Genomic DNA, 23,622 nt, shown 5'->3' with positions numbered 1-23,622 from the left:
TCACCGCGCGACCGCTGCGCACGGCGTGTCCGTGTCGATTGCAACGATGAAACATGTTGAAATGATATAACGTCGCCTCTAAGCGCGGCTCCGAAATCAGACAAGGGGTTTTGGAATGTTCCGCATCATAATGCTCAGTTCGACCGTTCTGCTGTCTGCGGCGAGTGCGGCGAGTGCGGCATCGGCGCAGGAGGCGCCTGACGCGCGGGCGCTTCAAGCATCGGCCACACGAGACAAGGACGCCAATCGCGACCGTGCGCATGGTCTTCCTGGTGAGGAGATCATCGTGAGCGCTCCTTACTGGCGCCCGCAGACTGAAGTTCTCTCCGGCACGTCCGTTCTGTCCGGGACGGAGCTGACCCGTCAGGTCCGACCCACGATCGGTGAAACGCTGGCGCGCCAACCAGGTGTCTCCGGCACCAGCTTCGGCCCCAACGTCTCTAGGCCGGTGCTTCGCGGCTTCCAGGGCGAACGCATCCGCGTCCTCACCGACGGCATTGGCAGCATCGATGTGTCCAATACTTCCGTCGATCACGCCCCCGTCGTCAATCCGCTGAACGCCCAGCGGATCGAGGTGCTTCGAGGCCCTGCTGCACTGCTGTATGGCTCTTCTGCCATCGGCGGCGTTGTGAACGTGATCGACAGCCGGATCCCACGCGCGGTTCCCGAAGCGCCAGCTCATTTCGATGTCCTCGCCAACTATGCAACGGCGGCACAGGAGACCTCGGTGACGGGCGCGGTCGACATCCCGGTGACCCGCAACATCGTCTTTCACGCGGACGGCACCTATCTGAACACTGGCGACATGCGTGTTGGCGGCTACATCAACTCGGAAGCCGTTCGCGCCGAGGCGGATGCGCTCCCCCCAGGGCGGCGAGGCCGGGCGCAACTCGTGGCACAGGCGTACGAGCAGGGCCGCCTGCCGAACAGCTCTGCACAGACATCCGAGATCGCTGGCGGTCTTTCCTATATCGGATCAACCGGATCGCTCGGCGTGTCCGTCAGTCGGTACGATAGCCAGTACGGTGTTCCGGAGCGTCTGGATTTCAGTACCACGCCTTCAACCAGCGGCCATGATCACGGTGGTGTGCGGCTCGATCTTGCGCAGACTCGGATCGACGTTCGAGGCGAACTGGAAACTGCAGGCTTTTTCGAGCGCCTGCGCCTGCGCGCCGCAGGCGCTGACTACCGTCACGACGAGATCGAAGAGGCCGGCGTGATCGGTACCAGCTTCTTCAACCGCGGGTATGAGGGGCGCATCGAGGCGGTTCAACGCGAACGGAGCGGATGGAATGGTGCCATCGGCGGCCAATTCTTCGTCCGCAATTTCCGCGTGGACGGCGAAGAGAAGTTTTTGCCTGAGAACAGGACGCGTCAGTTCGGTCTGTTCACGCTCCAGTCTATGGAGTTTGGGCTGATCAAGGCGGAGGCGGGCGCCAGATACGAGCACAGCAGTGTTTCTGCGGACGCCGATCGCGATCTCGGCAATTCCGCTCGGTCACGCCAATTCGATGCTTTCTCGTTCTCCTTGGGCGGCGGCGTTGCGGTGAGCGAGGGCATACGGTTCGGTCTCAACGCGTCGAGGACCGAGCGTGCGCCTTCAGCAGAAGAACTGTTTGCCAACGGCCCGCACTTAGGAACGCAGGCTTTCGAAATCGGGAATCCTGACTTCCGCAAGGAGTCGAGCTGGGGCCTGGAAGCGACCTTGAAGGGGAATGGCAAAGGCTATGCATTCTCCGTGGCAGCCTATCACAATTGGTTCAGCAACTACATTTACGATTACCAGAGCGGCGCCGTTCGCGATGGGCTGCCCGTGTTCCGGTATGCGCAAGCCGACGCACGGTATTACGGTGTCGAAGGCGAGATTTCCGCCGATCTGGCGCGGATTGGGTCGGTACTGATCCGCGGTGATCTGCTCGGCGACTATGTTCATGCAACGATAGAGGGCTCGGGCCCGGCTCCGCGGATCCCACCCCTGCGTCTCCTGGGCGGGCTCGAAGCACGCACGGGCATGTTCGGCGGTCGTGTGGAGGTGGAGCGCGCCTTCAAGCAGGACAGGCTCGCCGCCTACGAAACCCTGACGAAGGGATACACCATGGTGAATGCGTCGGTCACCTGGCAGCCGATCGCCGATAACGCCACGACCTTGATATTGTCGGCCAACAACCTGTCCGACGTCGAAGCAAGGCGGCATGCAAGTGTGTTGAAGGACTATGCGCCGCTGGCGGGGCGTGACATCAGGATCTCCGCGCGCTTCCATTTTTAATGCTTTAGCATTTGGAACTTCATTAACATCTCCTGCGAGGAAGGCGCGCGCGCTCTCCTCGCAACTGAGCTTCCGGCACCTCCTCCTGGAAGGTAATGATCTGCGCCGTCGCCAGGCGCGCGTGATGCGCACTTCGACCGGAGGAGCGCTTCTTGCCAACCCTAGGAGGCGGTCGTGCGAGCGCAGCGCCGGCGGCGGGACAGCACAACCGGTTGCAACGCTGCATCTGCGCAATGGAAGCCCGGCGCTGGCTGCACGCAGCTTGGTGACAGCGCCTGCTTTTCGGTAAAAAAGGGTTGCGTCTCGGAACCCGGCTCTTCAATGGCGATGATACAATGTATCATTCATTAACCACGGCTGCTCAGCCCGTCGCGCACGAACCTCAAAGGCGATGTCTCTTCGGCTTGCCACCGCCAACTGCGTTGGGGCCTTCGTAAGAAAGGGAGGTAAAGCGGACCTCGCTGCCCGACGGTGGAAGCGCGTCCGATGCGCACACAGCGCATTCAAAAGAACTGCACTCGAGACGCCATCGTCGGGGTCAAACTATTGCTGTCGCCGCTGGCCGGCCCGGCGTCTCTGCCCTCCGGGCGAAAGAGAAAAAGCATGATTGAATTTTCTGCCTTGTGGCTGATGTTTGTGTTGGGCGTACGGCATGGGTTTGATCCCGATCACGTTGCCGTGATCGACAACGTCGTGTTCAGGACCGTCGAAGTACAGCCGCGGCTTGCACCTTGGATCGGTACACTGTTCGCTTTGGGGCACAGCTTTTCAGTCACTGCCGTGGCATTGGGGGTATCGCTGGCAGCCGGGACCCTGGACTTGCCGATTTGGACGGGGCTGCTGATCGACGCGGCGGTCATTCTCCTGCTCCTGATCGTAGGAGCACTCAACCTGCGGGCGCTCCTGACCCACGCGAGCTATACTCCGGTCGGATTGCGTAGCAGGGTTATCCCACGCCGACTGCGACTCAGCACCCATCCTTTCGCGGTCATTTTCACCGGGGTTCTCTTCGGCCTGGTCTTCGACACGGTCACCCAGACTGCAGCCTGGGGTGCCGCGGCAACCGCTAAAGGCGGAACCGGCGCGGCGCTGGCGATTGCGCTGACCTTTGCCTTCGGAATGATACTGGCGGACACCCTGGACAGCCAGATCGTCGCTCGGTTGTTGCGCGCCAGCTTGGATTCGACGGAAACTGTCCGCCGCTATCGCCGATCCGTGGGTTGGCTAGTGGTGGTGCTTAGCTTCGGCACCGCGGGGTTCGCTTTGGCCGATCTCGCGGGACTGGAGGTAGCGCTGTCAACCATCGATACAACAGTAATTGGAGTAGGGTTGTCGATTTTCATCATCCTGCTGCTACTACTCGCTTGCGGGCACGGAAGGGCAACTGCGCGGCTCACAGCGATGAAGAGGAGAATTGGGAGACACTCTTCCTGAAAGCCTAGCTCACAGTATCGACCGATCTGCCTTCAGCCAGACTCAGCTCGACGCGATCGTGGGGCAGCTAAATCCTCGTCTTCAAGCTTGGAACGTAGCCTCAGGTCTTCTGGACCGAAGAGTGGTCCAGAGATCTGACCACAAGGTTTGGTCATTTGCGTAGCCCAGCCATCAAAATAACCAGTCGATAGCTACGCAGGCCGCGAGTCCGACCACTACGTTCATGGGCAAACCGATTCGAACGAAATCGGTGAACCGGTAATTCGCCGCGCCGTAAACCAGCGTGTTGGTCTGATAACCGATTGGTGTCGCAAAACTGGCGCTGGCACCGAACATCACGGCAACGATCAGCGCACGCGGCTCGGCGCCGATCGCGTCTGCGAGTGCGACGACCAGCGGGGTCATAATAACGGCGACGGCATTGTTGGTGACGGTTTCTGTCAGCACGCTGGTCACGGCATACACGCCGATAAGCAGCATCAGTGGAGAGGCGTGTTCCAGCAATGGCCGAACCACGCGGACGATCAGCTCGATTGTGCCGGCCGCCTGCAGGCCGGCGCCAAACGCCAACATTCCGAAGATCAGCACCAGCGTGTTGCCGTCGATGGCGCTCCAAGCTTCTTCCGGCTCGATGCAGCGGGTGATGAGCACCACCGCCACGCCGATTAGCGCCAGCGCCTCGATCGGCAGATTGAAGACCGCGGCGCCTGCCACCACCAGACCCAGCACTGCCGCAGCCAATGGGGCCTTTCTGCGTTTGAAGGCGCGGACCGGCGCCGCCGCAACGTGCGCCAGCCCGACGTTGGCGGACAGTGCAATCGCCGCGTCGCTGCCAGCTGCGATGAGGAGGCGGTCCGCGGCACGCACCCGGACATTCGCGAGGTCGGGCCCGGCCAAGTGACGAGGACGAGCCAGCCCGAGCACTCGTACTCGCAATCGTGACAGCATTGTGATCTCGGCCAAACGCCGGCCTATCACAGGATGCGAAGGCGAAATCACCGCTTCTATCAGGCGGGCATCCTCTGGCCGGTCCGCCCCTGCCATGGCAATCCCTCCGCCCAGGCCCGTAAGACCTACGTGAAAATCGCGCGCTTCTGCCAAAGAGGCGAGTTCCGCTGGACTGGCCGCTACGACCAGTTGGTCGCCCGTCTCCAGCGTCATCGCCTCCAGACTACGGCGGTACACGTTGGATCCGCGCCGCACGGCAACCACCTGTACGCCTTGTCGACGATACAGAGCGGTTGTGCCCAGCCGCTCCCCGACCATCCGGCTGCTCGCGAGAAGAACGAGGTTCGATAGAAAATTGTCGCTCTCGCCGTGCTTGCTGCTGCAAGCCTCGTCCCGTCTTGGAAGCAGCAATGGTCCTGCAACGAGCAGGAACGCCATGCCGGCGATCGCCGTCACCAGCCCCACGCCGGTAATCTCGAATATGCCGAAGCTTCGTTGCCCGTGTTCCTGCGCCACCCCGTTGACGAGCAGGTTCGTGGAAGTGCCGATCAGAGTAAGCGTTCCGCCCAGGATCGTAACATAGGAGAGCGGGATGAGCAGGCGGGTGGCGGCAAGCCCCATGATCTTGCCCAGCCGCTTTATGATCGGGATCATGACGATGACCACGGGTGTGTTGTTCATGAATGCCGATGCGACGAAGGTGCCGATGCCAATCTCCGCCATGGCTAGCCGCGGGCGCCGGGCCGCGCGGCGCATAACCCAGCCCGAGACTTCTTCGAGCACGCCCGTACGAAGCAGCGCACCTGAAAGCACGAACATGGCACCGATCGTTATCGGGGCGGTGTTACTGAACACTCGCAGCATGTCTGAAGGCGACAGGAAGCCGATCGCCATCATGGAGACGCCGCCGACTACTGCCAGCACGGCCGGCGGCAATCGCTCCGCGGCGAAAGCCGCGAACAGCACTACCAGAAAGATCAGGCCGATAACGTCGCCGTGCTGTGCCAGCATCGGTGCGAAAGGATGAGAAATCCGGGACCTCCTGGTTGACGCATACAGTGGTGGTACGTGTTGAACGATACAACGCCAGCGACCACAAGAACGTAACACCTGCACCAAACGATGACTGCGGTGCAAGGTTTGGCGGCGGTGCCGGGCCGCGCCCCGCGCGAAGCTATTGGAGGCAATTTCTTCCGCTTCACAAGCGACCGACGACGGTAGCAGCGAGCGCGGTTGTAGGCGAGTATAGCAGCGCGGCACGTTCACATCTCTATCTGGCGGAAGAGTGACATTTGTACGTTGCGCTTACAGGCTAGTTTCGGCTTGTTGCCGCCAGTTAGAAAAGGCACATTCCGCAGCCAGATAGAAATGGCACAACCCGCTCGAGGCAGCGGGGGCTGCGTGGAGCCCTCCTCGTAGCGCAACGCTGCCCCCGCTGATGCCCCACACTCCCGGCTCCTGTCCCCGGACCGCTGCGCACGCAGCGGGCCCGGTAACATCGCGATAGCGATGCCACTCGTGCTATCGGGTATTGCGTGGGCGGCCGCTTCGGCGAAAAAAAGCGGGCAGGCAGCTCCCGCCCAGAAGCGGAGGTTACCTGTCCCCCGAACCGAGAAGAGCATCACGGAGCCGCACCACGCTCCGGAACTGGCGATCACCTTCTGCAAAATGCTCGCGCAAGACTTCGTCTTGGCTGCGATGGGCTTTGGTCGTTGACGGTTGTGCTCGATCCATGCCGGGAGGAGGAGGCGGAGGCGGCGGGGCTGGTAGCAAAGTGCACTCGTAGACCGTTCCAGCGTCGCGAGCCGCACGATCAGCGACCGCCTGTTTGTAGTCGGCGTCTAAACTGGTCCCGCGCAACGATCTAACGAATGCACGATCGCGCTTGGCTCGAGCCAGCGCGTACTCACGCACCACATCAGGATCGCAGTGAGGAGCAACGAACATCTGGTATTCGCCGACTGCCTGACGAAAGGCCGCGCGGATCTCAGGGCTCGGTCTTGCCGCAACTTGTGGGGAGAGAAACAAAGCCGTTAGTATGGCAAGCTGATCATGAGGCATTCGATACTCCCGATATCAACGTTCTCACATCAGGATGACAGTTTCCACCATTCTCCGCCATGGCAGCTATCCACCATTCTCGGCCGTTCAGGCGAGCAGTCGTGCCAAAAGCCGCCATTAGCTGCTCGCCCCAGGGAACGTCCGCTTCTAGCTCGAACCCTCCCGGCGACGGCCGAGATTGGTGGGAAGCGGACAGTCAGCTTTTGGGATGGCACCGGCTATGGCTGCCGTCCCGAAAAGGATCGAGATATGGGACTTGTGCACCCCATTGCCTGATCCGCTAAAAGGCGATCCATCACGAGGTGACGGATGACGACGGACCACTCCGCTGGCTGGGAGGCAGTCTCTGACCAGTTCATAGCCGTCCGCTCTGAAGTCGGGGCGGCGTTGGTTCTGGGATGGGCAACAGCTCGTCTCCCGCGATCGGCTGCAATCTTGGACATTGGATGCGGCTCCGGTGTGCCAATCGCTCAAGGGCTGGTGGGCGTTGGTTTTTCCGTATGGGGAGTCGATGCATCACCTTCGCTGATTTCGGCATACAGGCTCAACCTTCCCGACATGCCTGCGGTCTGCGAACCGGCCCAGGACAGTTCCTTCTTCGACAGAACCTTCGTCGGTGTGATCTCAATCGGGCTCATCTTTCTGCTTGGTGAGGGCGACCAGCGGAAGCTTCTTACCAACGTCGCTAATGTACTGGAACCCGCCGGACGATTTCTGTTCAGCGCTCCACGTGAGGTCTGCCGTTGGAATGATACGCTAACGGGCCGTGCATCAATGTCGCTGGGAGCGGACGCATATGCTGCGCATCTTACCAGCGTCGGGCTGCGTTTAGACGACTGCCGATCCGACGAAGGCGGGAACAACTACTACGAGGCGGTCAAACCCATCTGACGCGCCTCTGTTAGCTCCCCCGAAAAGGAACCGTTTTTGGGATCAGTGCCCACGGCGTTCAATTCGGAAGCCGTTCAGTCCGTTCGCTTTCCCAAAAAATGTTCCCGATTGCTCTTTCCCGAAATAGCGCCTCAGGCATGAGAAATCGGGACTGACCCCGCTCCACAACCGGCAGCTTTTGGGATCGCGATTCTAAGATCTGAACGTCTGTAACTGGGCGCGAGCTGCCGGTCCGCTTTTCACGCACTTTCAGACGAAGAGGCGTCAAGGTCGACCCAATTCCAGAGCAGCAGCTCATCCATCCGATTGATGGGGTGACCTCGTCCAAGCCGATCAAGCACATCGGCGAGCCAGGCCTGTGGGTTGATGCCATTCAGCTTCGCCGTCTCGAGCAGGCTGTAGATCGCTGCTGCCGCTCGCCACCGCAGTCGGCACCGGCAAAGAGCAAGTTCTTCCGGCTCACGGCGATGCCGCGCAAGGCGTTCTCTGCCAGGTTGTTGTCGATCTCCAGCCGGCCATTTTCCGTGTAGGTGAGAAGCGCCGACTTCAGACGAACGGCATAGCGGAGCGCCTCCGCCAGCGGAGATCGGGCCGACACTTGGGCGAGGACGCCGTCTGCCCACTTGAAGAAGTCGAGCGCCTTCAGCTTGGAGTATTTGCGTGCCTTTCGGCGATCGTCGTGCGGATCTCGAGTGATCCGTCGTTCGACCTCATAGAGATCGCCGATCAGCACCTATCTCGCCATGTCGAACGTGCAAGACAGCCATGTTCGACTCGATGTCGTCAGACCATCGACGCCACGGGAGCGGAGATCGCCCGCTACCGACTGCTGCCGAGAGACCTCGTACTCACAGAAGGTGGCGGCCTGGACAAGTTGGGGCGCGGCGGTATCTGGCATGGCGATATTGAAGAGTGCATCCATCAGAACCATGTGTTCCGCGTGCGGATCACGGATGCCACCGTACGCCCCCTGTTCTTGAGCCGCCTGATCGGTAGCCAGCGCGGCAAGCGCAATTTTTTCCCCTCGGCGAAACAGACCACGGGCATCGCCTCGATCAACATGACCCACCTAAAGAACTTTCCCTCGCTCTCGCCAGTGCGTTCACGCCCGTCTGCCCGTTGCAGTTGCCGCACGCCTAAGCGATTGCGCAGGAACTGCAAAGCCGTGCGGCTAGTGCATCAGTGCACGCACCCGCTCTATCGCCTGCAGCCGCAGGGGTTCGGTCTCGGCATCATAATGCACTGCCTCCAAGTTGCGGACGAGCCGCGCGAGATCGGTACGGTAGCCGCGATCCAGCAGCTCCAGAAGCTTGTCCACTGCGCTCAGACTCACCGCATCCTCGGCAATCGTCGCGCCGCCGGGGGGCCGAAAATTGATGTCGGCATGGCTGGCCAGCAGCGCGTCCCAGGCGCTCCAATCGTCATGCTGGACGCCGGCCGACAGCGCATAGTGCAGCGCCAGCGACCGCGCGTCCTTTTCCCAGCTGTTCGGGTCGCCGCCCGCAGCGAGCAGCCGCTTCAGCAAATCGGTGCGCGGAATTGCCGCGGCGATTAGCAGCGGCGTTTCGCCGCCTGGCTCACGCGCATTCGGACTGGCGCCGCCCTTCAGCGCCGCCTCGACACCAGAGGCATCATTGCACAGCACGGCAGCACCAAGCGGCGACAGGCGATCGGGGAAATAACCGAGCGCATCGACGATCCGATCCCGATCCTGCACGTCCGCCACTCGACATTCCCCGTTGCCTGTTGTCGATCCGATTGCGCCCCCCCCGCAAGCGGCGAGCGCCAGCGCAGTCCCGGCACAGACCAACAACCGCATGCGCCTCATCGCCTCGCCGATTTCGCCGCAACCATTCCGTCCAGCACTCCAGCAAGTACCGCGGTCATGCTGTGGGAATCCGAAGATCCCGCATGCACCTTGAGGCCGTCGTTAGCAGACCAGCCAAGTTCGAGCGAGTCGAGGCGAACCGTGTTGGTGCTGGTGCGCAGGCCGAAAAACTGGTTGGACATTGCAACCCGCTCGCCTCCCACCTGATAGGAACGCACCCGACTGTTCAGGGCACCCATGTCGATGGCGCATGTGGTGGTGTCGAAGTTCGCGGACCATCTGCCGCTTTACCGCCAATCACAGATCTTCGCGCGTCAGGGTGTCGAGATCAGTCGATCGACGCTGGCGGACTGGATGGGCCAGGTCAGCTGGCTTCTCCAGCCGCTGGTCGACCGTATCGCCGAGCATGTGATGGCCAGCCCCAAGCTCCACGCCGACGACACCCCGGTTCCGGTGCTGGCGCCGGGTAGCGGCAAGACGGCGACGGGGCGACTCTGGGTGTACGTGCGCGACAATCGACGATGGCGCTCCAGAGATAAACCCGCGGCGCTCTACCGCTACAGCCAGGATCGCAAGGGAGAACGCCCGCGCGAGCACCTCAAGACGTTCGCCGGCTTCCTGCAGGCTGACGCCTATGCCGGGTTCGAGAAGCTCTATGCGGCCGATCGGCAGCCGGGGCTGATCACGCCGGTTGCTTGTTGGGCGCATGTGCGCCGCAAGCTGCACGATGTGCTCGACGCCGACGCCCGCTCCGTCGCACGTGAAGGGCTGGTGCTGATAAGCGACCTATACGAGGTCGAGCGGCAGATCATCCGGGATCCGCATGACGATCGCCGGAAGGCACGCAAATGCTCCAAGCTGAAGGCCCTCGACTTCTTTCATTGGGCAGACGGCGTGCTCGCCCAGGTGTCAGCCCGATCTCCGCTGGCGGAGGCGCTCCGCTATGCCGTTCGTCTGAAGCCGGCGCTTCTCACCTACACCGAGGATGGACGGCTGGAGATCGACAATAACCTGGCGGAGAACGCCTTGCGCGGTATCGCCGTGGGTCGGAAGAACTGGCTCTTCGCCGGTGCCGACTGCGGTGGCGAGCGGGCAGCCGCAATCTACAGCCTACTGGAAACGGCGAAGCTGAATAGAATCAATCCGCAAGTCTGGCTCGCCGATGTGCTCGACCGCGTCGGTAGAGGTCACCCCATCAATCGACTTGACGAACTGCTGCCTTTTAATTGGAGCACTTAAGCGCAAACGGCAGATAGTAGACGCTAATCTGCTTGCTAGCTGCCGGTAAAGGGCGCACGATCTGCAATCTACACATATAGGTGCTGGTTGTGATTCGTTCGTTGATCGCCCTGGCTTTGCTCGGTATCGGAGCTTCTCGCCCTCCAGCTCCACCTCAACTTTGGCCAGTCCAGCGCTACCTGAAATGGCAGCCGGAATGGGGAACCCAGACAATTAACGCGGCAGGTTTAGTTGCGCGTATCGAAATCAAGCGGTGCGGGAAAGATCGTCCGGCGTCGGAAGGATGCTCCAAAGGTGATGCCTATCTTGTGGCAACGGTCGGCGCACCGGGGATGGAGCCAATTACGATACAGGGCGAACCCGGTGTTGCCGCGTTTGTGGGCGTTGGAAAGCTCACTCCAAGTGCGGCCCGCGCTTCGCTGATTCTGATTTCAGAGAACGGAGGGAGCGCTGGCTGCGTTGAGATCGACTTGGCCGTGCCGCAGTCGGCAGGTTATGGGCGTGTCCGGCTCAGTGCCGACGAGCATGATCACGGCACCCTTTGTAGGGTCGAGCCTTCTCATCTGGCGTGGCCGCAGGACTTGACCGGACATGGTCATCCCGAGTTCCAGCTGCGGGACACTAGGTTCCGTTGTCGATTCACGAGTTGTGCCGGAAGCTGGTACCCTCCTCGTATAATCGCGCTCGACGGGAAAAGGGGCATCGACGTTTCTGCAGACCCGGTGCTTATACCCCTTTTTCGAGCGGACATGGTCAGAGCACGCCATGCTTGCGAACACGCTGAGAATGAGGCGCAAGGCGCATGTGCTGGCTATGCGGCTGATGCCGTTCGCGTTGGGCAGTTGCCGCAAGCCTGGCGTATCATCCAGGCTCAAGTGCAGCGTGGATGTCGAGTGAAGTTCTCGGATGTGTGTCCCGACGTCAATCGAATCCCCATCAACTTTCTAGCAGAGCTTGCACCTCTGCTACCGAACGCTGGATGAACCCTACAGGACCTACCCCAAAGCCTCCGGCGACATCTTTATCCTCGGTATCGGACGAGAGCATAGGTCGGTTGTACAATTAGACGGTGCTGGGGAACGCTTACGAACGGGGAACCCAGATGCATCAGTGTTTTGCATCGGCGGAAAGCTAGTTTCCTGCCGTTCTTTGGTAGATGCAGAACAGGTGAGTTTTGCATCAGAGTGCTCGTCTGATTGCCTTCGTCGGGCGAAATTCATCGATTAAGCGCGTGGTCGCCAGCATCCCTTCAAAGGATCTAGCACACTAACTACCCACGCCGCTACAGTGCCCTCGCTGCCCGACACTGTAACCCTTGAGGTTGATCCGTCTGTTTGCCGGGCGCTTGAAACGCGGATCGTAAATGTCGTTCCATCAGGCGATGGTGGCAGCGGCGGCATTAGCGACGCACTCGCCTGCAATTTCGGCGGAATGACCGAGAGACCAACCTTGAATTTATCTAGTCCTTCAAGAACTGAGATAAGTGCTAGGCAGTTATCGGAATTAAGTAGGTCTTCTTTGAGATGCCCCTGACGGTCCATTATTTTGCGCCTAGCGCTCCAAACGACCTTTCTATCCGACCATGATCTCCAGAGATCAACGATTTCCCAGCCTCCACAAAGAGAATGATGGGAAGTTATTTGAATATCAGTAGCGGTACTGGGGACCGGCACTGGCTCTTTTATGGAGGTCTCAATCGCTTGATCGATTTCCTCACACCCAAGCAGTTGGGGCGGAGCCGCTATTGCAGCGGTAAGGCTCATAAGAATTAGCATGGTCACGTTCCTCCGATCTTACGCCCTGTGCCTACCGCATAGCAGACTACTCGTGTTCGCTCTCCGTCACGATAAAGATCATGCAAAGCTTCTGATTTTTGCTTCGAGGAATGACCGAGCTGGCATCGACGTAATGAAGCCATGTCTGCTTCCCAAACTGCCCGTCGCCCATCGGAACGTGCGGTTTTGCGCGGGAGCCGCCATGGCGGAAAATAGTGGAAAGCGGACAGTCCGCTTGCAGGAGGCGGTTGCTGTAGGCGGACGCCTTATAGTCCGGTAGCGACTAGACGCGATCACCGGTATCAACCGCTTGTTGGCGCAGGGTCCATGGGCCTGCTGCTTATCGAGAGCGGTGGTTTGTGGCTTCACGACCTGACCCAGGCAGCCGCCCGTCTTGATTTCGCATTGGCGATCGAAGTGAATGAACGCGAAGATGTTCGCGGTAGCTGGATCGACCTGAGTCATAGTTGTAAGCCTCACTGAAACATGGCAATATACGCGCATGCACATTGCGCTTCTCACGATGTTGATGATTGGTGCTGCTGAAGCGGCGTCGCAAGAGTCCACAATGGGACTCAACAATCTATCAGTGCTAGTAAGTGTTTCTATTGATGAGGATGGTAGAACGCAATCGTGTAAGGTGCTTCGGCTTGGCCCGGGTCTAAAGAAGGACGATGGAAGATCAGCCTGTAAGAGGATGCTTGACTTCCGATGGAATATCTCGAACTTAGTTCCTTGGGGGCAGGTGTTCCCATTCACCTTCACGACTGTAGCAGACTTGAGTGTTATAATAAACTGAAATCAGCTGCTAATTAGCGGGCGCGGTCAGCGTTGAACTCTGACCCGGAATGCGCTTGGACAATTGATAGCACCGCGACCTCGAACGGCTCGCTTTGTTGAGCATCGTCGGACTGCTGGCAAAAAACTGAGTTGCCCCTGTCCACATCGTCAACAGTCGCTGGGCGGCCAGCGATAAAGCCCATTGTGGGAAGTGTAGGCCATGTCATCCGGTGACTATCGCCTCCGCAATGAATGTCTGCAAGTGGCGCTTCCGGTCATTTGGTGCGGTCGGGGCCGGAACGGCGGAAAGTGGTGGAAAGCTGCCATTCTGATGTTAGAACGTCGGTGCCTGGAGTATCGAAAGCATCATGATATCGCTTGCCTTATTAACGGTTTTGTTGCTCTCCCCACAAGTTGCTGCAAGACCGAGCCCTGAGATTCGCGCGGCCTTCCGTCAAGCAGTCGGCGACTACCAGATGTTTGTTGTTCCTCACTGCGCGCCTGATGTGGTGCGTGAGTACGCGCTGGCTCGAGCCAAACGCGATCGTGCATTCTTTAGATCGTTGCGCGGCACCAGTTTAGACGGCGACTACAAACAGGCGGTCGCTGATCGTGCGGCTCGCGACGCGGGAACGGTCTACGAGTGCACTTTGCTACCAGCCCCGCCGCCTCCGCCTCCTCCTCCCGGCATGAAGCCATCACAACCATCAGCGACCAAAGCCCATCGCAGCCAAGACGAAGTGTTGCGTGAGCATTTTGCCGAAGGTGATCGCCAGTTCCAGAGGGTGGTGCGGCTCCGTGATGCTCTTCTCGGTCCGAGGGATAAGTGACGTCCGCTTCTGGTGGAAAGCGGACGTCCCGCAACCCTCCACCATGGCGCTCGCTGGCCGTTTAGACCATCTCCAAATCAAGCTACCAGTTGCTGAGCCTCATGATCCCAACGAAAAACTTGAATATTGTCTGTGGAGATTTGCAAGACAGGCGCCTTGTACGTCTGCGCTGCACCACAAGTAATGTTCTCATTAATCTTATTCACGGCACCCTCGGCATCTGTCATGTCAACACCTTCGAGAGCGCTTAACCCGTATTTCCACCACTGCAGGCGTAGCAACTCGGAAATTATCTCAGGTGCGAAACGGTACCGGATGACCTTAGCTGGGACCCCGCCGACGATTGCATAGGGAGGCACGTCTCTGGTGACGACAGCATGAGACGCGATCACCGCACCGTCGCCGATGCTCACTCCCTTCCTGATATAGACGCCTTCGCCGACCCAGACGTCGTTGCCGATACGCACCTTGCCAAGCGTGTCCGTCAGACCGCTCTGCTTTGCCAAATGTCGCTGGGTAGTCACGGCATTGCGGGCGCGAAATTCGTCAGCTGCTTTCCACGCGCAGCCGCCACCGAAAAGAATATGGGGCGAGACGCAGTCGGTAGGGTGCTCCTGAGCGCCAATCGCGACGCGACCTGCGATCGAGCAAAAGCGCCCGATGAGATTTACTTCGCGGTAGAACGAGCCTTGGAAAGCCTGATGGTCGCCGAAATAGGTGAATGCACCCACTACATCTATGTCGAACAGCCCTGGTTTGATGCAAATCGGCGACTCAACCAGAATGCTTGTTTGACCAGCACTACCAAAGCTCGCGCCAATCCTGATGTCGACATCATATTGCCGGCACTCGTTTCGCACCCGCTCAGAAACAGTGAATGTCATGCTGAATTACCGCGGCTAGCCATGGAAACGGCAATGGTTAATCGAGGGTGGTTAACAACCGCTAAAGCGAAGGCGAAGAAGTTTACGTCCGCAAGTGGGCGGGAGTTGCCTGTCCGCTTTCTTCGCCGAAGCGGCCGCCCACGCAATACCCGGTCGCACGAGTGGCATCGCTATCGGGGTGTGACCGGGCCCGCTGCGTGCGCAGCGGGGTCCAGGGTCAGGAGCCGGGAATCCAGGACCCAGCAGGGGCAGCGCTGCGCTAGTAGGATGGCTCCGTGCAGCCCCTGCTGTTACAGTCGTTTTCGCACTTCGAATGGAAAGCTCAGGGCTTTGCGTCTGCGCCAATATCGGATCGCGCTGCCTAGAGCGGCAACGCCGGCCAGCATTGTTGCCCATCCTGCCGGCTCGGGAACGGCAGACGTCGCCGTCACCGAGACATCCGCGGCCGTCCAATCCCCCTTTCCATCGGCATAGAAGAAAAAGGGCACGGTCGGGTTATCGGAGAAGGGATTTTCGATCATCGTGCAGAAAGACTGGGCGACAATCTCGCACCCGTCATAATCCACCGGATATTCGCCAATCGAGATGCTGGCGCCATCCCACGAGTACCAAACCTCATATGGGAAGTTGAAGGCGTGCACCGTCAACCCCTGCTGCGTGCGGCCAAAGGCTTAGGTCGGTGGTTTCGCGGGGTTACTGAAGGGTTATAGTTCCTACCTTTATGCCGCCATAATACACCGATCCATCATTACTAAAAGTAGCAACTAATCCCCAGTGAGACAAGTTACCTAGTGCCGCCGGTGCGTTGGTGCGGGGTATATCAGCTACAGCCTTCTTTTTGGACAGGCTGTAGCCGGATATGCTCCACGCATTTTGAGCTACGTTATATGTGCCGGTGTATATCCGCCCGCAAGCGATCGTCCCGAAGTTCAGGGCAGAGCAAGACGCGACGTCGTAGAAGATGTTGAACGGCGCTCCGTCACGAATGCGTTCGGTGAGAGTCGGCGGTGTCGGGGGCGGCGGAGGAGGCGGCGGAGGCGGCGGAGGCGGCGGAGGAGCAATGACCGGCCGATCAACTGGCGCAAGAGTCAGCGCGCGTGTCACTGGGCCAGCGGCTACCACCAACCTGGCTTCCTTTTTCGGATCGACGGGTTCTAAAGCCAATTGGACATCGAGCTTTGCCGCCTGAAGAGAAGCGAGGTATGCCTTCATCGTAGTTATGATGGCTGGCTCAATGTTTGCTACCGACAATATTTGTACACCTGCGGGTGGAGCTCCGATACTCGGAGAATAGCCAATAGAAACCGTGTACGAACTTGACGTTATCTGATCAGTTACAAGGGTAAGCCCCCCCTGTGCCATGAGGCATGACTTGTATGCTGCGAGACCGTTTGCATCAAGAGAGCTGGTAGCGATCGAAAGAGAACGGCTTTCAAAATTTGTCAGCCCCAAAGTCTCTGCTCGTTGTTTCACATTTTGCTTGTAGCTGCTGTAGTTCGCGCCTGCCGGTACTCCATAAATGGTAGCGTTCAACCCTCCCCCGGACTTTTTAGTATTATAATCGGCTTCGTTGATATTGATCGCAAGCGAGAGGTTAGTCACTTCGTCTGTCTGCACGCTTACCTGTGCGAGGTAAGCGCGTGGATCGCAGGATTGTGCGAACGAAGCTTCAGAGACAACGCAGGTTGCCAGTAAAGTGATCAGCAGCTTCATAATGTCCCCCTTGTTTCGTGATGCTTAACGTAAGAGATGATTGTGGCGCAAGCGTCGCAGCCTTCGTACTCAACCTTGATACGGATGGCCTTTTCGCAGGGCGCAACGTCGGTAATCGTGTGGGTACAACGCAACTAAACGGCAGCGCTCTCTGTGGAATATCCCGATGCGGCGGAGAGGCCTCTTGCGGACGTCCGCTATTGGGCGGGAGCGGACCGGCAGCTTTTCCATCATCAGCGGACAGTCTGCTTTTCCCCGGCGGCGGTGTCCAGCTGACGCTTAACGCGGGGGAGGGGCGGTCTTCCCCGTTGCTTTGGGCGCTCGTTCCCCAATCGACCGTCATCCAGAGCCACGCGCGGCGTAGCGAAAACGCTCACCGACTGTGAGCTGCGAGCTGGCGCATTGTTGTTCCGCTGCCGGTGGTGCGGGTTGGCGCTTTGCAAGGCCTGCGCCATGGCCAGGGCAGCGCCAAGCCGCTTGTTCTCGACGATCTCGGCCTGGTTGACCCGCTGCATCTTGTCGTAGACGCGGTAGGGCAGGACCACTTCACCGTGCCGCACCTCAATGCGCCCATCGGGAAATTCGCAAACGTGGACGCGCTTGCGGGCGAGCGTCCGCGCCAGCGGCGTCGGCTCCAGGATGAACATCGCCTTGTTGTAATGGAGCGCCAGAGCGCCGGTGACAGAGCGCTCGACACGCCAGACCATCTCGGCTTCCACATTCTCGTGCGGAGCGAGGAGCCGATGGGCGTCCCGAGGGTCCGCAGGTGGGCAGGCGAACTGAGCATTGTGGCGCAAGAGGTAAGAGGGGAGGAGGGAGTTGGCTTCCTCGATGGAGGAGATGCCTTCGAGCCGCATCGCTTTGACGAGGCGGTTCTGGAGTGTGCTGTTGGCCCGCTCGACCCGCCCCTTGGCCTGAGGGGAGTTGGCACAGATGATCTCGACGCTCAGCTTGTCGAGCGCGCGGCCCAGGTGCGACATGCCGTCGCCGTCGGCCGTCGCTCGGTTGTTCCGAAAGGCGCTGTGCTTGTCCGAATAGAAGGCAATCGGCTTGCCGTGCCGCTCGAGATAGTTCCGCGTCGCCTGCAGGTAGGAGAGGGCGCTCTCGCTCTCCGCCATCTCGAGGTGCATCAGCTCGCTGGTGGCATCGTCGATATAGACCAGCAGGCTGCAGCGTGGGCCTCGACCCTCGAACCAGTCATGGTCCGAGCCGTCGACCTGGATGAGCTCGCCGCGGCGCTCGCGCCGGTTGCGGGTCTGGTGGAGCCTGGCGCGCTTGGCAGCCTTGGCCTTCCAGAGGCCGGCGCCGATCATCAGCTGCCGCAGCGTCTCGTGCGAGAGCGTGATGCCGTGGCGCTCGGCGAGGTACTCGGCCGCCAGCGTCGGGCCGAAATCGGCATAGCGCTCGCGGACGATGCCGAGGATCTGCTCGCGGTACGTTTCGCTCAACCGGCGGTTGCTCGGCCGACCGCGCTTCCGGGATATCAGGCCAGCAGCGCCGTCAGCACGGAACCGGTCGAGCAGCCGATACACCTGGCGACGGCATAGCCTGAGCAGCTCGCCAGCCTCGCTTGCGGTAATCTCGCCGCGCTCGACCCGCTGCAGCGTTTCGTACCGTGACAACTCGCTCCGGCTCATCGCGACCACCGTCATCAGCGTGCCCCCAATTGCTCGGGCGGCATGCCACTCGAAAGGCGCCGACCAGAGATTGTGACATCTCTATCTGGCGGAAGAGTGACATTTGTACGTTGCGCTTACAAGGCTAATTACGGATGCGCAACGATAATGGAGATTATGTAAAGTCAAAGACTTAGCGATGGTGCCGGTTCAGGGACATTGACCAAATATATAGCAGCCAACGGCGATCATGTTGACCGGCGCCGACACCACTCCAACGATGCTGAGACCAGTGATCGCGCATGCGACCGCCGGCGTTGTGAGCAACCACGCCAGCCAGGTGGACACGGCGAACCAAGCAAGATCGAGTGCTAGGAAGCCGGTGAAGCTGAGGTTGGTCTGGAGCAGCTCCGGCACGAACAGCAGCAGCAGATAACCGCCCAGTACAATCGCCGAGGTCATGAATGCCCGCATTCGCGTGCATATAACGGCGGCAGCGGTCGCGTGCCAGTTGCCCCGAATTGACTTCCATTAACGAAAACGGGGCCGCGGACCGGCAGAATCCGCGACCCCAGTCTCAAGGAAGACTCAATGCGTATAGTCCAGTCCAAACGCTGACCGACCGAACCAGGTTGCAAGCTCTACCTGATCAACCCTTTCAACTCCATTGACGGATACCCCGTATGAGCATCCCCAATCTCTCGCCGCTGCGCGGCGAGCTCGCCTCCTTCGAGAACGCCTACGCCGTCGCCGTGCAGATTCGGGAAGCACGCGGCGCCGAGCAGTTCGTCGTCGCCACAGGCGATCCGTTCCAGCCCTTCCGCGTCACCGAAGTTGCTCCGATCGGCCAGGAGAGATTCCTCGCGCTGGTCGCTTGAGAAACGTCTCAGCTGAAGGCGTTCGCCTGCATCAGCTCCGCCGCCGTCGGGCTCTCCACAGTCTGCGCGTGCGTGATGTAGGTCGCGAATACCTGCTTCGATGCCGCCTTGGCCATGCTGCCGCGCGCATAAAGGATGGCCTTCAGCCAACTCAGATCGACCATCGCCTGCGACAGATGCAGGTCGCACACGAGGTGCCAGATCCGCATCTGAAACGGGCTGCCATCCTTCAGGATGTCCTCGATCGCCAGATATCCCGGGCCAAAGCGCTCGCCATTCCGATGATCCGCGGCCAGCTCCACGAATGCCTCTGCCAGCTGCGCAACGGAGTAGTACGCCGTGGCCAGGTCGATGCCGATCGACGCGCCGGCGAGCATACGACGAGAATGGCTCAGCTTCCGATCCTCGAAAGCATCACGAAGCGACAGATCATAATCGAAGTCGCGCAGTACCTCGTTGATGTCCATGGCTACTCTCCTTTGCGGCCGTGAGGTATAGAACAAACAAAGAACAAGCGCTAGCACTATTTGACGTTGCTTAGCCCTATGCTTGCAACGTTCGTGCGTTCCAGCGTTCCAGCGATGTTGAGGATCTGTTTTGCGGAAGGATGAAGCATGAGCCGCGCCGACGATGCTGAGCGCCTAGCGCTCTGTCTGCCAGAGCGTATCGCTGCGCTCTCCGACGAGGAGCTGCGCCAAGAGTATCTGAGCAACACCGCCGACGCCGGAGATCCGCTGCAGGACGCATTGGCGGCCGAGCTTGAGATCCGGAACATCGACCTGTGACTGACGGGAGGACGGAATGCCTAAGAGCTTCACCCTGAAGATCTGCGCACTGGCGATCGTCGCCAGCGCAGCGGAGTCGGGGCTTTCGATTGGCATCGGGGACCGCCCCGCCGCCTTTCTATTTTTCGGATTGAGCATGACGCTCGCCCTACTCACCGTGGCCGCATATCCCTTGCTCACCTCCGGTGTCAGCAAGGCGCGCGACGCCGAATAGCGCTCAATAGCCGAATTCTGCACGCGCCGGGCTGAAGCAGACGGTCCTGGAGGTCAATTCCGCGGTCCCCTGCCCCGGTTGATGAGGGCGATAACGATAGGGGCTGCTGCCGTGATGAAGACCGCGGCATCCTTCAAAATCTGGCTATCGACATACACGGTGATCAAGGTGCTTCTCCTGAGAATAGCTGCACAGCCGAGCTACTCAGGGCACGCCGGCGGCGTTACCGCCGTCAGCACCCTAGCGCTGGCAAAGATCGCCTCGCAGGTCGTCAGCGCGGTTTCCCCTTGCGGGATTTCCGCAAGACCTGTGCCGAGAGCCTTGTGATTGGCGATTGCCGGCGTTTGAATTGGCCTACGGCCAATGCTTTTGTTCGTTTGGGCCGGCACCGGTGCCCTATCTCCGCGCCTGAAGGCGCTCCGACCGAGCCCGCAAGCGGTCTCGGCCCTGTCGGGTGACGACCACCTATCGTGGGATTCGCTGCGGCCCGCACTCCCCTGCCCCGCACCTGATCGCCCGCTGACCGTGCATCCCCAGCAGCCTTCGGCTGTCGAATGACGCGCATCGGCGCGTCATGGGCTGCTTGTGAGCCCATGATCTCATCGCACCTTTCGCCGCCTCTCAGTGTCTCCGCGTTACAGCCCTGCCCGCCGCGGTCGGGGGCAATAGGGTATCGGCCTGCGGCCGATGCTTTTGTTTGTTGGTAGCCCCCTCAACAGAAATACCGGGCCTGAAGGCCCTACGGTATCCAACGCGCAAGCGCGTCGGAGCCTCCGTCATTTCTGTTGCCCGCGCCGAACAGGCCTGCGCCTTGAGCCCCTGCGAGGACGGCTCCAGGTGCGACGAGATCAAGGGCGAGCCGCGCTCAACGCAGCTATAGAAGAAGAATTGGCCGCATGGGCGGCCAATGCGTTATTTGCATTTTTCTTTGCGGCCCCTAGTCGGGGCCTTTTTCTTGCTCGGACTCACCATGTACGATGAGTTTTCGTCAAGAAAACAATGCGCTTCAATACTTAGAGAGGAGAGAGTAAAAGGAAGATGTCGGAAGGGAAGGGGAGACGCCCCGGACCAGACAGGGGGGAGAAGCCCCCGCCTACTGGAGTAATGACCATGAACATCGGTGAATTCAAGCGCGCCCCGAACGGTGATCTTCTTGGTTCGATCGCCTCGGTCAGCATCGACCTTCCCCGCCTCGGCCTCCGCCCGACCAACAGCAACAATGAGTGCGCGCCCGCGTTCGAGATCATGGCCCTGAACGTCGCCCGCCGTTGGGTCCAGGTCGGCGCGCTGTGGGAGCAGGAAAGCAACACCACCGGCGAGGTTTTCTATCAGGGACGCCTCGAAGATCCGAGCTTTTCGGCACCGCTCCCCATCCTGTTGTTCGGCAACGTCGAGGATGGTTACCGCGTCGTGTGGAACCGCCCCGAACGCGGCAATCGCGACATGGATGGCAATCGCCGCCGCCGGAACCGTCAGGAAGAAGCGACCGACGATAGCTTCCCCTCGCTGGGCGGCATGGGTGGCAATGCGCGCCGCTCCGGTTCGGACGACTTCGCGGGCAACGCCACGGAAGGTGGCCAGCTAATCGACCCGCGCGAGCTGGACGAAGAAGTCCCCTTCTAACGACCGTCAGACGGGCGGGGAGAGCGCTGGAACCGCTCCCCCGACCCTGATCGCAACCACTGCCAAGGATCGACGCCATGACGAAGGAAACGACTTCCACGCGCCTTACCAGCTTTGCCCAGCTTGGCGAAGCCCTCCGCATCGAGCGGGAACAGGCCATTGCGGCGGTGTTCACCGAAGAAACCGCCGCCGCCGAGTTTGTCGAAGCGTTCGGCGACGTCGGCGCGCTTTCCATCGTGGAAGCGGGCGCACCCGCGCAGGAACTCGACATGCCCGAGCCCGCCGAGGCGCAGCACGATTGCCACGCAATCATGGTCACCCTTTTCGACGTGTTCCGCGATACCCGCCTAGAGACGAGCGCGCAGGCGATTGCGTGGGGGTTCGTCAACAGCTTCCACTTTGAAGCCGCCAAGCTGGCCCGCGAGGAAGACGCGCTTTCGCTCGAGCTTGGCGAGATGATCCGCCACCCGGATTCCTCCGAAATCTATGCGGTGGAAGTCGAGGAATTGCAGATCCGCACCCAAACCAAAATGGAGCAGCGAGCCGCAATCGAGTGCATGCGCGATTATGCCGCCGAATGCTACCGCGCCCAGACCGGCCGCCCTTGGAGCAGCGCGCGCGGAACCCGCGTTTCCAGCGCCACCACCGCAAGCCAGATCGCCGCCGCCGACTTCCTCAAAGCCCGCGCCACCGCCCTACGGGAACAGCGCGCGCCCAGCGGCCCGCTTGTCGTCTTTTCGGGCGGGCAGGAGTGGCACGACCACGAACAAATCTGGACCCGCCTTGATCAGATCAAGGAGCGCGTGCCCAGCATGACGCTTTGCACCACCGCACAGCGGAAAGGTGCCGACGCGATCGCCACGGCATGGGCCGCAAGCCGCAAGGTTCCGGTTGTCGCGTTCGCCCCGAATAGCGCCCGCCATGGCAACCGCGCGGGGTTCGTCCGCAACGATCAGCTTGCAGGCCTTCGCGCGGTTGAGGCAATCGTCTGTGAAGGCTCCGGCATTCAGGCAAACTTGCTCGACAGCCTCAAAGCCGCTGGCGTCCCGACCCACGCATTCCGATACGCGAACCAAGCCCCCGCCCCGCAGCGCAGCATGTGGGGATAAGGTCTAGGGCGGCACCCCTCGGGCCGCCCTCCCCTGTTTTCCTTGGCAGGAAATGACTGGCCAGCTTCGGGGGCTTTCCTCCCGGCGCTGGCCCTTTGTCGTGCCTTCGGGAGTGGGGTGAACCCTACTGGTTCCCCCCACGCCAGGTCGCCGCGCGCGCCGCCGCCCGCCTCGCCCCCGTCGGGGCTCGGAAGCGGCAGCACGCGCGGCGACCTTCCCCCCTCCGGTAAGGCGCTGCCGCAAACTCTGGATCGCCGATCTGGCGCGCCAGAAACAGCCGGACACCCGGCAATTTTTGCCGCCCTCTCGGCTCGCTCGCGGCGCGGCCAAGCCCTTCGGCTTGGGCGCGCCGGCTACGCCTCGCCGGTCGCCGCGCTTCGCGCGCTCCTGTCGGCCTTCGGCCGAGAGTGGAGAGGGGAAGAGAGAGGCGGTCTCAACCGCTTGAAAGGGCATCCCATGCTCCTCTCGAACTGTATCGCCATCATCGCCTCAGACTATGCCCGCATTGCCCGATATGCCGAGCGCCGAGCGCGGTTCTTGGACGGCTTGGACTGGTCGCAAATGACACCCGAATTCTGCCGCCGAACCTCGATGGCAGACGAGTGGGTCGACCTCGAATCCGCCGAGGCGTGGAGCTACCTGCAGCACCTCGATTCCCGCCTCGCGCGTGAGGGCGACGGCCCGATCGAGATGTTCGCCCGCTTCGTCATTCCGCCGCATCTCCTGCTCGCCGCGGTTCCGGCGTGAG

21 protein-coding genes and 2 pseudogenes are annotated in these 23,622 nt (G+C 60.6%); 12 read left to right on the top strand and 11 right to left on the bottom strand.

Going from position 1 to position 23,622, the window contains the following annotated elements; genetic code table 11:
• Positions 1-115: 115 nt before the first annotated feature.
• A complete protein-coding gene (locus V7E00_RS18415; protein ID WP_333574106.1) occupies positions 116-2,266 on the top strand; it encodes a TonB-dependent receptor in 2,151 nt (716 codons plus the stop codon).
• Between the two features lie 486 nt (positions 2,267-2,752).
• Positions 2,753-3,700, top strand: a complete 948-nt coding sequence (locus V7E00_RS18410; RefSeq protein ID WP_333574105.1) for a HoxN/HupN/NixA family nickel/cobalt transporter — start codon at positions 2,753-2,755, stop codon at positions 3,698-3,700.
• Between the two features lie 171 nt (positions 3,701-3,871).
• On the opposite strand, the gene V7E00_RS18405 is transcribed toward V7E00_RS18410, so the two are convergent.
• On the bottom strand, positions 3,872-5,659 hold the full coding sequence (locus V7E00_RS18405) for an SLC13 family permease (RefSeq protein WP_333574104.1): 1,788 nt from the start codon (positions 5,657-5,659) through the stop codon (positions 3,872-3,874).
• 1,359 nt (positions 5,660-7,018) lie between these two features.
• Here V7E00_RS18405 and V7E00_RS18400 point away from each other — a divergent pair.
• Positions 7,019-7,600: a class I SAM-dependent methyltransferase gene (locus tag V7E00_RS18400; RefSeq protein ID WP_333574103.1), complete on the top strand. Its 582-nt coding sequence runs from the start codon at positions 7,019-7,021 to the stop codon at positions 7,598-7,600.
• A gap of 239 nt (positions 7,601-7,839) precedes the next feature.
• Here V7E00_RS18400 and V7E00_RS18395 read toward each other — a convergent pair.
• The 4 genes and pseudogenes from V7E00_RS18395 to V7E00_RS18380 all read right to left on the bottom strand — a co-directional run.
• Positions 7,840-8,330, bottom strand: a pseudogene (locus tag V7E00_RS18395) (IS66 family transposase); the annotation flags it as partial.
• A 3-nt stretch (positions 8,331-8,333) separates the two neighbouring features.
• Positions 8,334-8,669 (bottom strand): hypothetical protein, encoded by a 336-nt coding sequence (locus V7E00_RS18390; protein WP_333574102.1) that lies wholly within the window; start codon positions 8,667-8,669, stop codon positions 8,334-8,336.
• 102 nt (positions 8,670-8,771) lie between these two features.
• Positions 8,772-9,326, bottom strand: a complete 555-nt coding sequence (locus V7E00_RS18385) for an ankyrin repeat domain-containing protein (protein WP_333574101.1) — start codon at positions 9,324-9,326, stop codon at positions 8,772-8,774.
• A 98-nt stretch (positions 9,327-9,424) separates the two neighbouring features.
• Complete coding sequence (locus V7E00_RS18380; RefSeq protein WP_333574100.1) at positions 9,425-9,610, bottom strand: hypothetical protein; 186 nt, start codon at positions 9,608-9,610, stop codon at positions 9,425-9,427.
• 52 nt (positions 9,611-9,662) lie between these two features.
• On the opposite strand from V7E00_RS18380, the pseudogene tnpC reads away from it, so the two are divergent.
• From tnpC to V7E00_RS18365, 3 genes and pseudogenes are all read left to right on the top strand, one after another.
• Positions 9,663-10,667, top strand: a pseudogene (tnpC, locus tag V7E00_RS18375) (IS66 family transposase); the annotation flags it as partial.
• A gap of 2,102 nt (positions 10,668-12,769) precedes the next feature.
• Positions 12,770-12,925 (top strand): hypothetical protein, encoded by a 156-nt coding sequence (locus V7E00_RS18370; protein ID WP_333574098.1) that lies wholly within the window; start codon positions 12,770-12,772, stop codon positions 12,923-12,925.
• A gap of 665 nt (positions 12,926-13,590) precedes the next feature.
• Complete coding sequence (locus tag V7E00_RS18365; RefSeq protein WP_333574097.1) at positions 13,591-14,052, top strand: hypothetical protein; 462 nt, start codon at positions 13,591-13,593, stop codon at positions 14,050-14,052.
• 77 nt (positions 14,053-14,129) lie between these two features.
• Here the strand turns inward: V7E00_RS18365 and V7E00_RS18360 are convergent, their stop codons facing one another.
• The 5 genes from V7E00_RS18360 to V7E00_RS18340 all read right to left on the bottom strand — a co-directional run bounded on the left by V7E00_RS18360 (position 14,130) and on the right by V7E00_RS18340 (position 18,739).
• A complete protein-coding gene (locus tag V7E00_RS18360) occupies positions 14,130-14,936 on the bottom strand; it encodes a CatB-related O-acetyltransferase (protein ID WP_333574096.1) in 807 nt (268 codons plus the stop codon).
• A gap of 290 nt (positions 14,937-15,226) precedes the next feature.
• Entirely contained in the window at positions 15,227-15,577 is a 351-nt protein-coding gene (locus V7E00_RS18355) for a PEP-CTERM sorting domain-containing protein (RefSeq protein ID WP_333574095.1), read from the bottom strand.
• Positions 15,578-15,629: 52 nt separating this feature from the next.
• On the bottom strand, positions 15,630-16,649 hold the full coding sequence (locus V7E00_RS18350) for a hypothetical protein (protein WP_333574094.1): 1,020 nt from the start codon (positions 16,647-16,649) through the stop codon (positions 15,630-15,632).
• Between the two features lie 233 nt (positions 16,650-16,882).
• Positions 16,883-18,301, bottom strand: coding sequence for an ISNCY family transposase (locus V7E00_RS18345; RefSeq protein ID WP_333574093.1), 1,419 nt, complete (start codon positions 18,299-18,301; stop codon positions 16,883-16,885).
• Positions 18,302-18,475: 174 nt separating this feature from the next.
• Positions 18,476-18,739: a hypothetical protein gene (locus tag V7E00_RS18340; RefSeq protein ID WP_333574092.1), complete on the bottom strand. Its 264-nt coding sequence runs from the start codon at positions 18,737-18,739 to the stop codon at positions 18,476-18,478.
• Positions 18,740-18,948: 209 nt separating this feature from the next.
• On the opposite strand from V7E00_RS18340, the gene V7E00_RS18335 reads away from it, so the two are divergent.
• Positions 18,949-19,143, top strand: a complete 195-nt coding sequence (locus V7E00_RS18335) for a hypothetical protein (protein WP_333574091.1) — start codon at positions 18,949-18,951, stop codon at positions 19,141-19,143.
• A gap of 8 nt (positions 19,144-19,151) precedes the next feature.
• Here the strand turns inward: V7E00_RS18335 and V7E00_RS18330 are convergent, their stop codons facing one another.
• Entirely contained in the window at positions 19,152-19,610 is a 459-nt protein-coding gene (locus tag V7E00_RS18330) for a hypothetical protein (RefSeq protein WP_333574090.1), read from the bottom strand.
• Between the two features lie 147 nt (positions 19,611-19,757).
• On the opposite strand from V7E00_RS18330, the gene V7E00_RS18325 reads away from it, so the two are divergent.
• From V7E00_RS18325 to V7E00_RS18305, 5 genes are all read left to right on the top strand, one after another.
• On the top strand, positions 19,758-19,928 hold the full coding sequence (locus V7E00_RS18325; protein WP_333574089.1) for a hypothetical protein: 171 nt from the start codon (positions 19,758-19,760) through the stop codon (positions 19,926-19,928).
• 16 nt (positions 19,929-19,944) lie between these two features.
• The gene (locus V7E00_RS18320) at positions 19,945-20,142 is read left to right on the top strand and encodes a hypothetical protein (protein ID WP_333574088.1); all 198 of its coding nucleotides are present in this window, start codon (positions 19,945-19,947) and stop codon (positions 20,140-20,142) included.
• Between the two features lie 1,104 nt (positions 20,143-21,246).
• Entirely contained in the window at positions 21,247-21,765 is a 519-nt protein-coding gene (locus V7E00_RS18315) for a DUF736 domain-containing protein (protein ID WP_333574087.1), read from the top strand.
• A 77-nt stretch (positions 21,766-21,842) separates the two neighbouring features.
• A complete protein-coding gene (locus V7E00_RS18310) occupies positions 21,843-22,874 on the top strand; it encodes a DUF2493 domain-containing protein (protein ID WP_333574086.1) in 1,032 nt (343 codons plus the stop codon).
• Between the two features lie 591 nt (positions 22,875-23,465).
• The gene (locus tag V7E00_RS18305; protein WP_333574085.1) at positions 23,466-23,621 is read left to right on the top strand and encodes a hypothetical protein; all 156 of its coding nucleotides are present in this window, start codon (positions 23,466-23,468) and stop codon (positions 23,619-23,621) included.
• Position 23,622 lies beyond the last annotated feature (1 nt).

The organism is Sphingomonas sp., assembly GCF_036731925.1.
Lineage (GTDB): Bacteria > Pseudomonadota > Alphaproteobacteria > Sphingomonadales > Sphingomonadaceae > Sphingomonas.
This window is presented reverse-complemented; position numbering and strand designations above follow the sequence as displayed.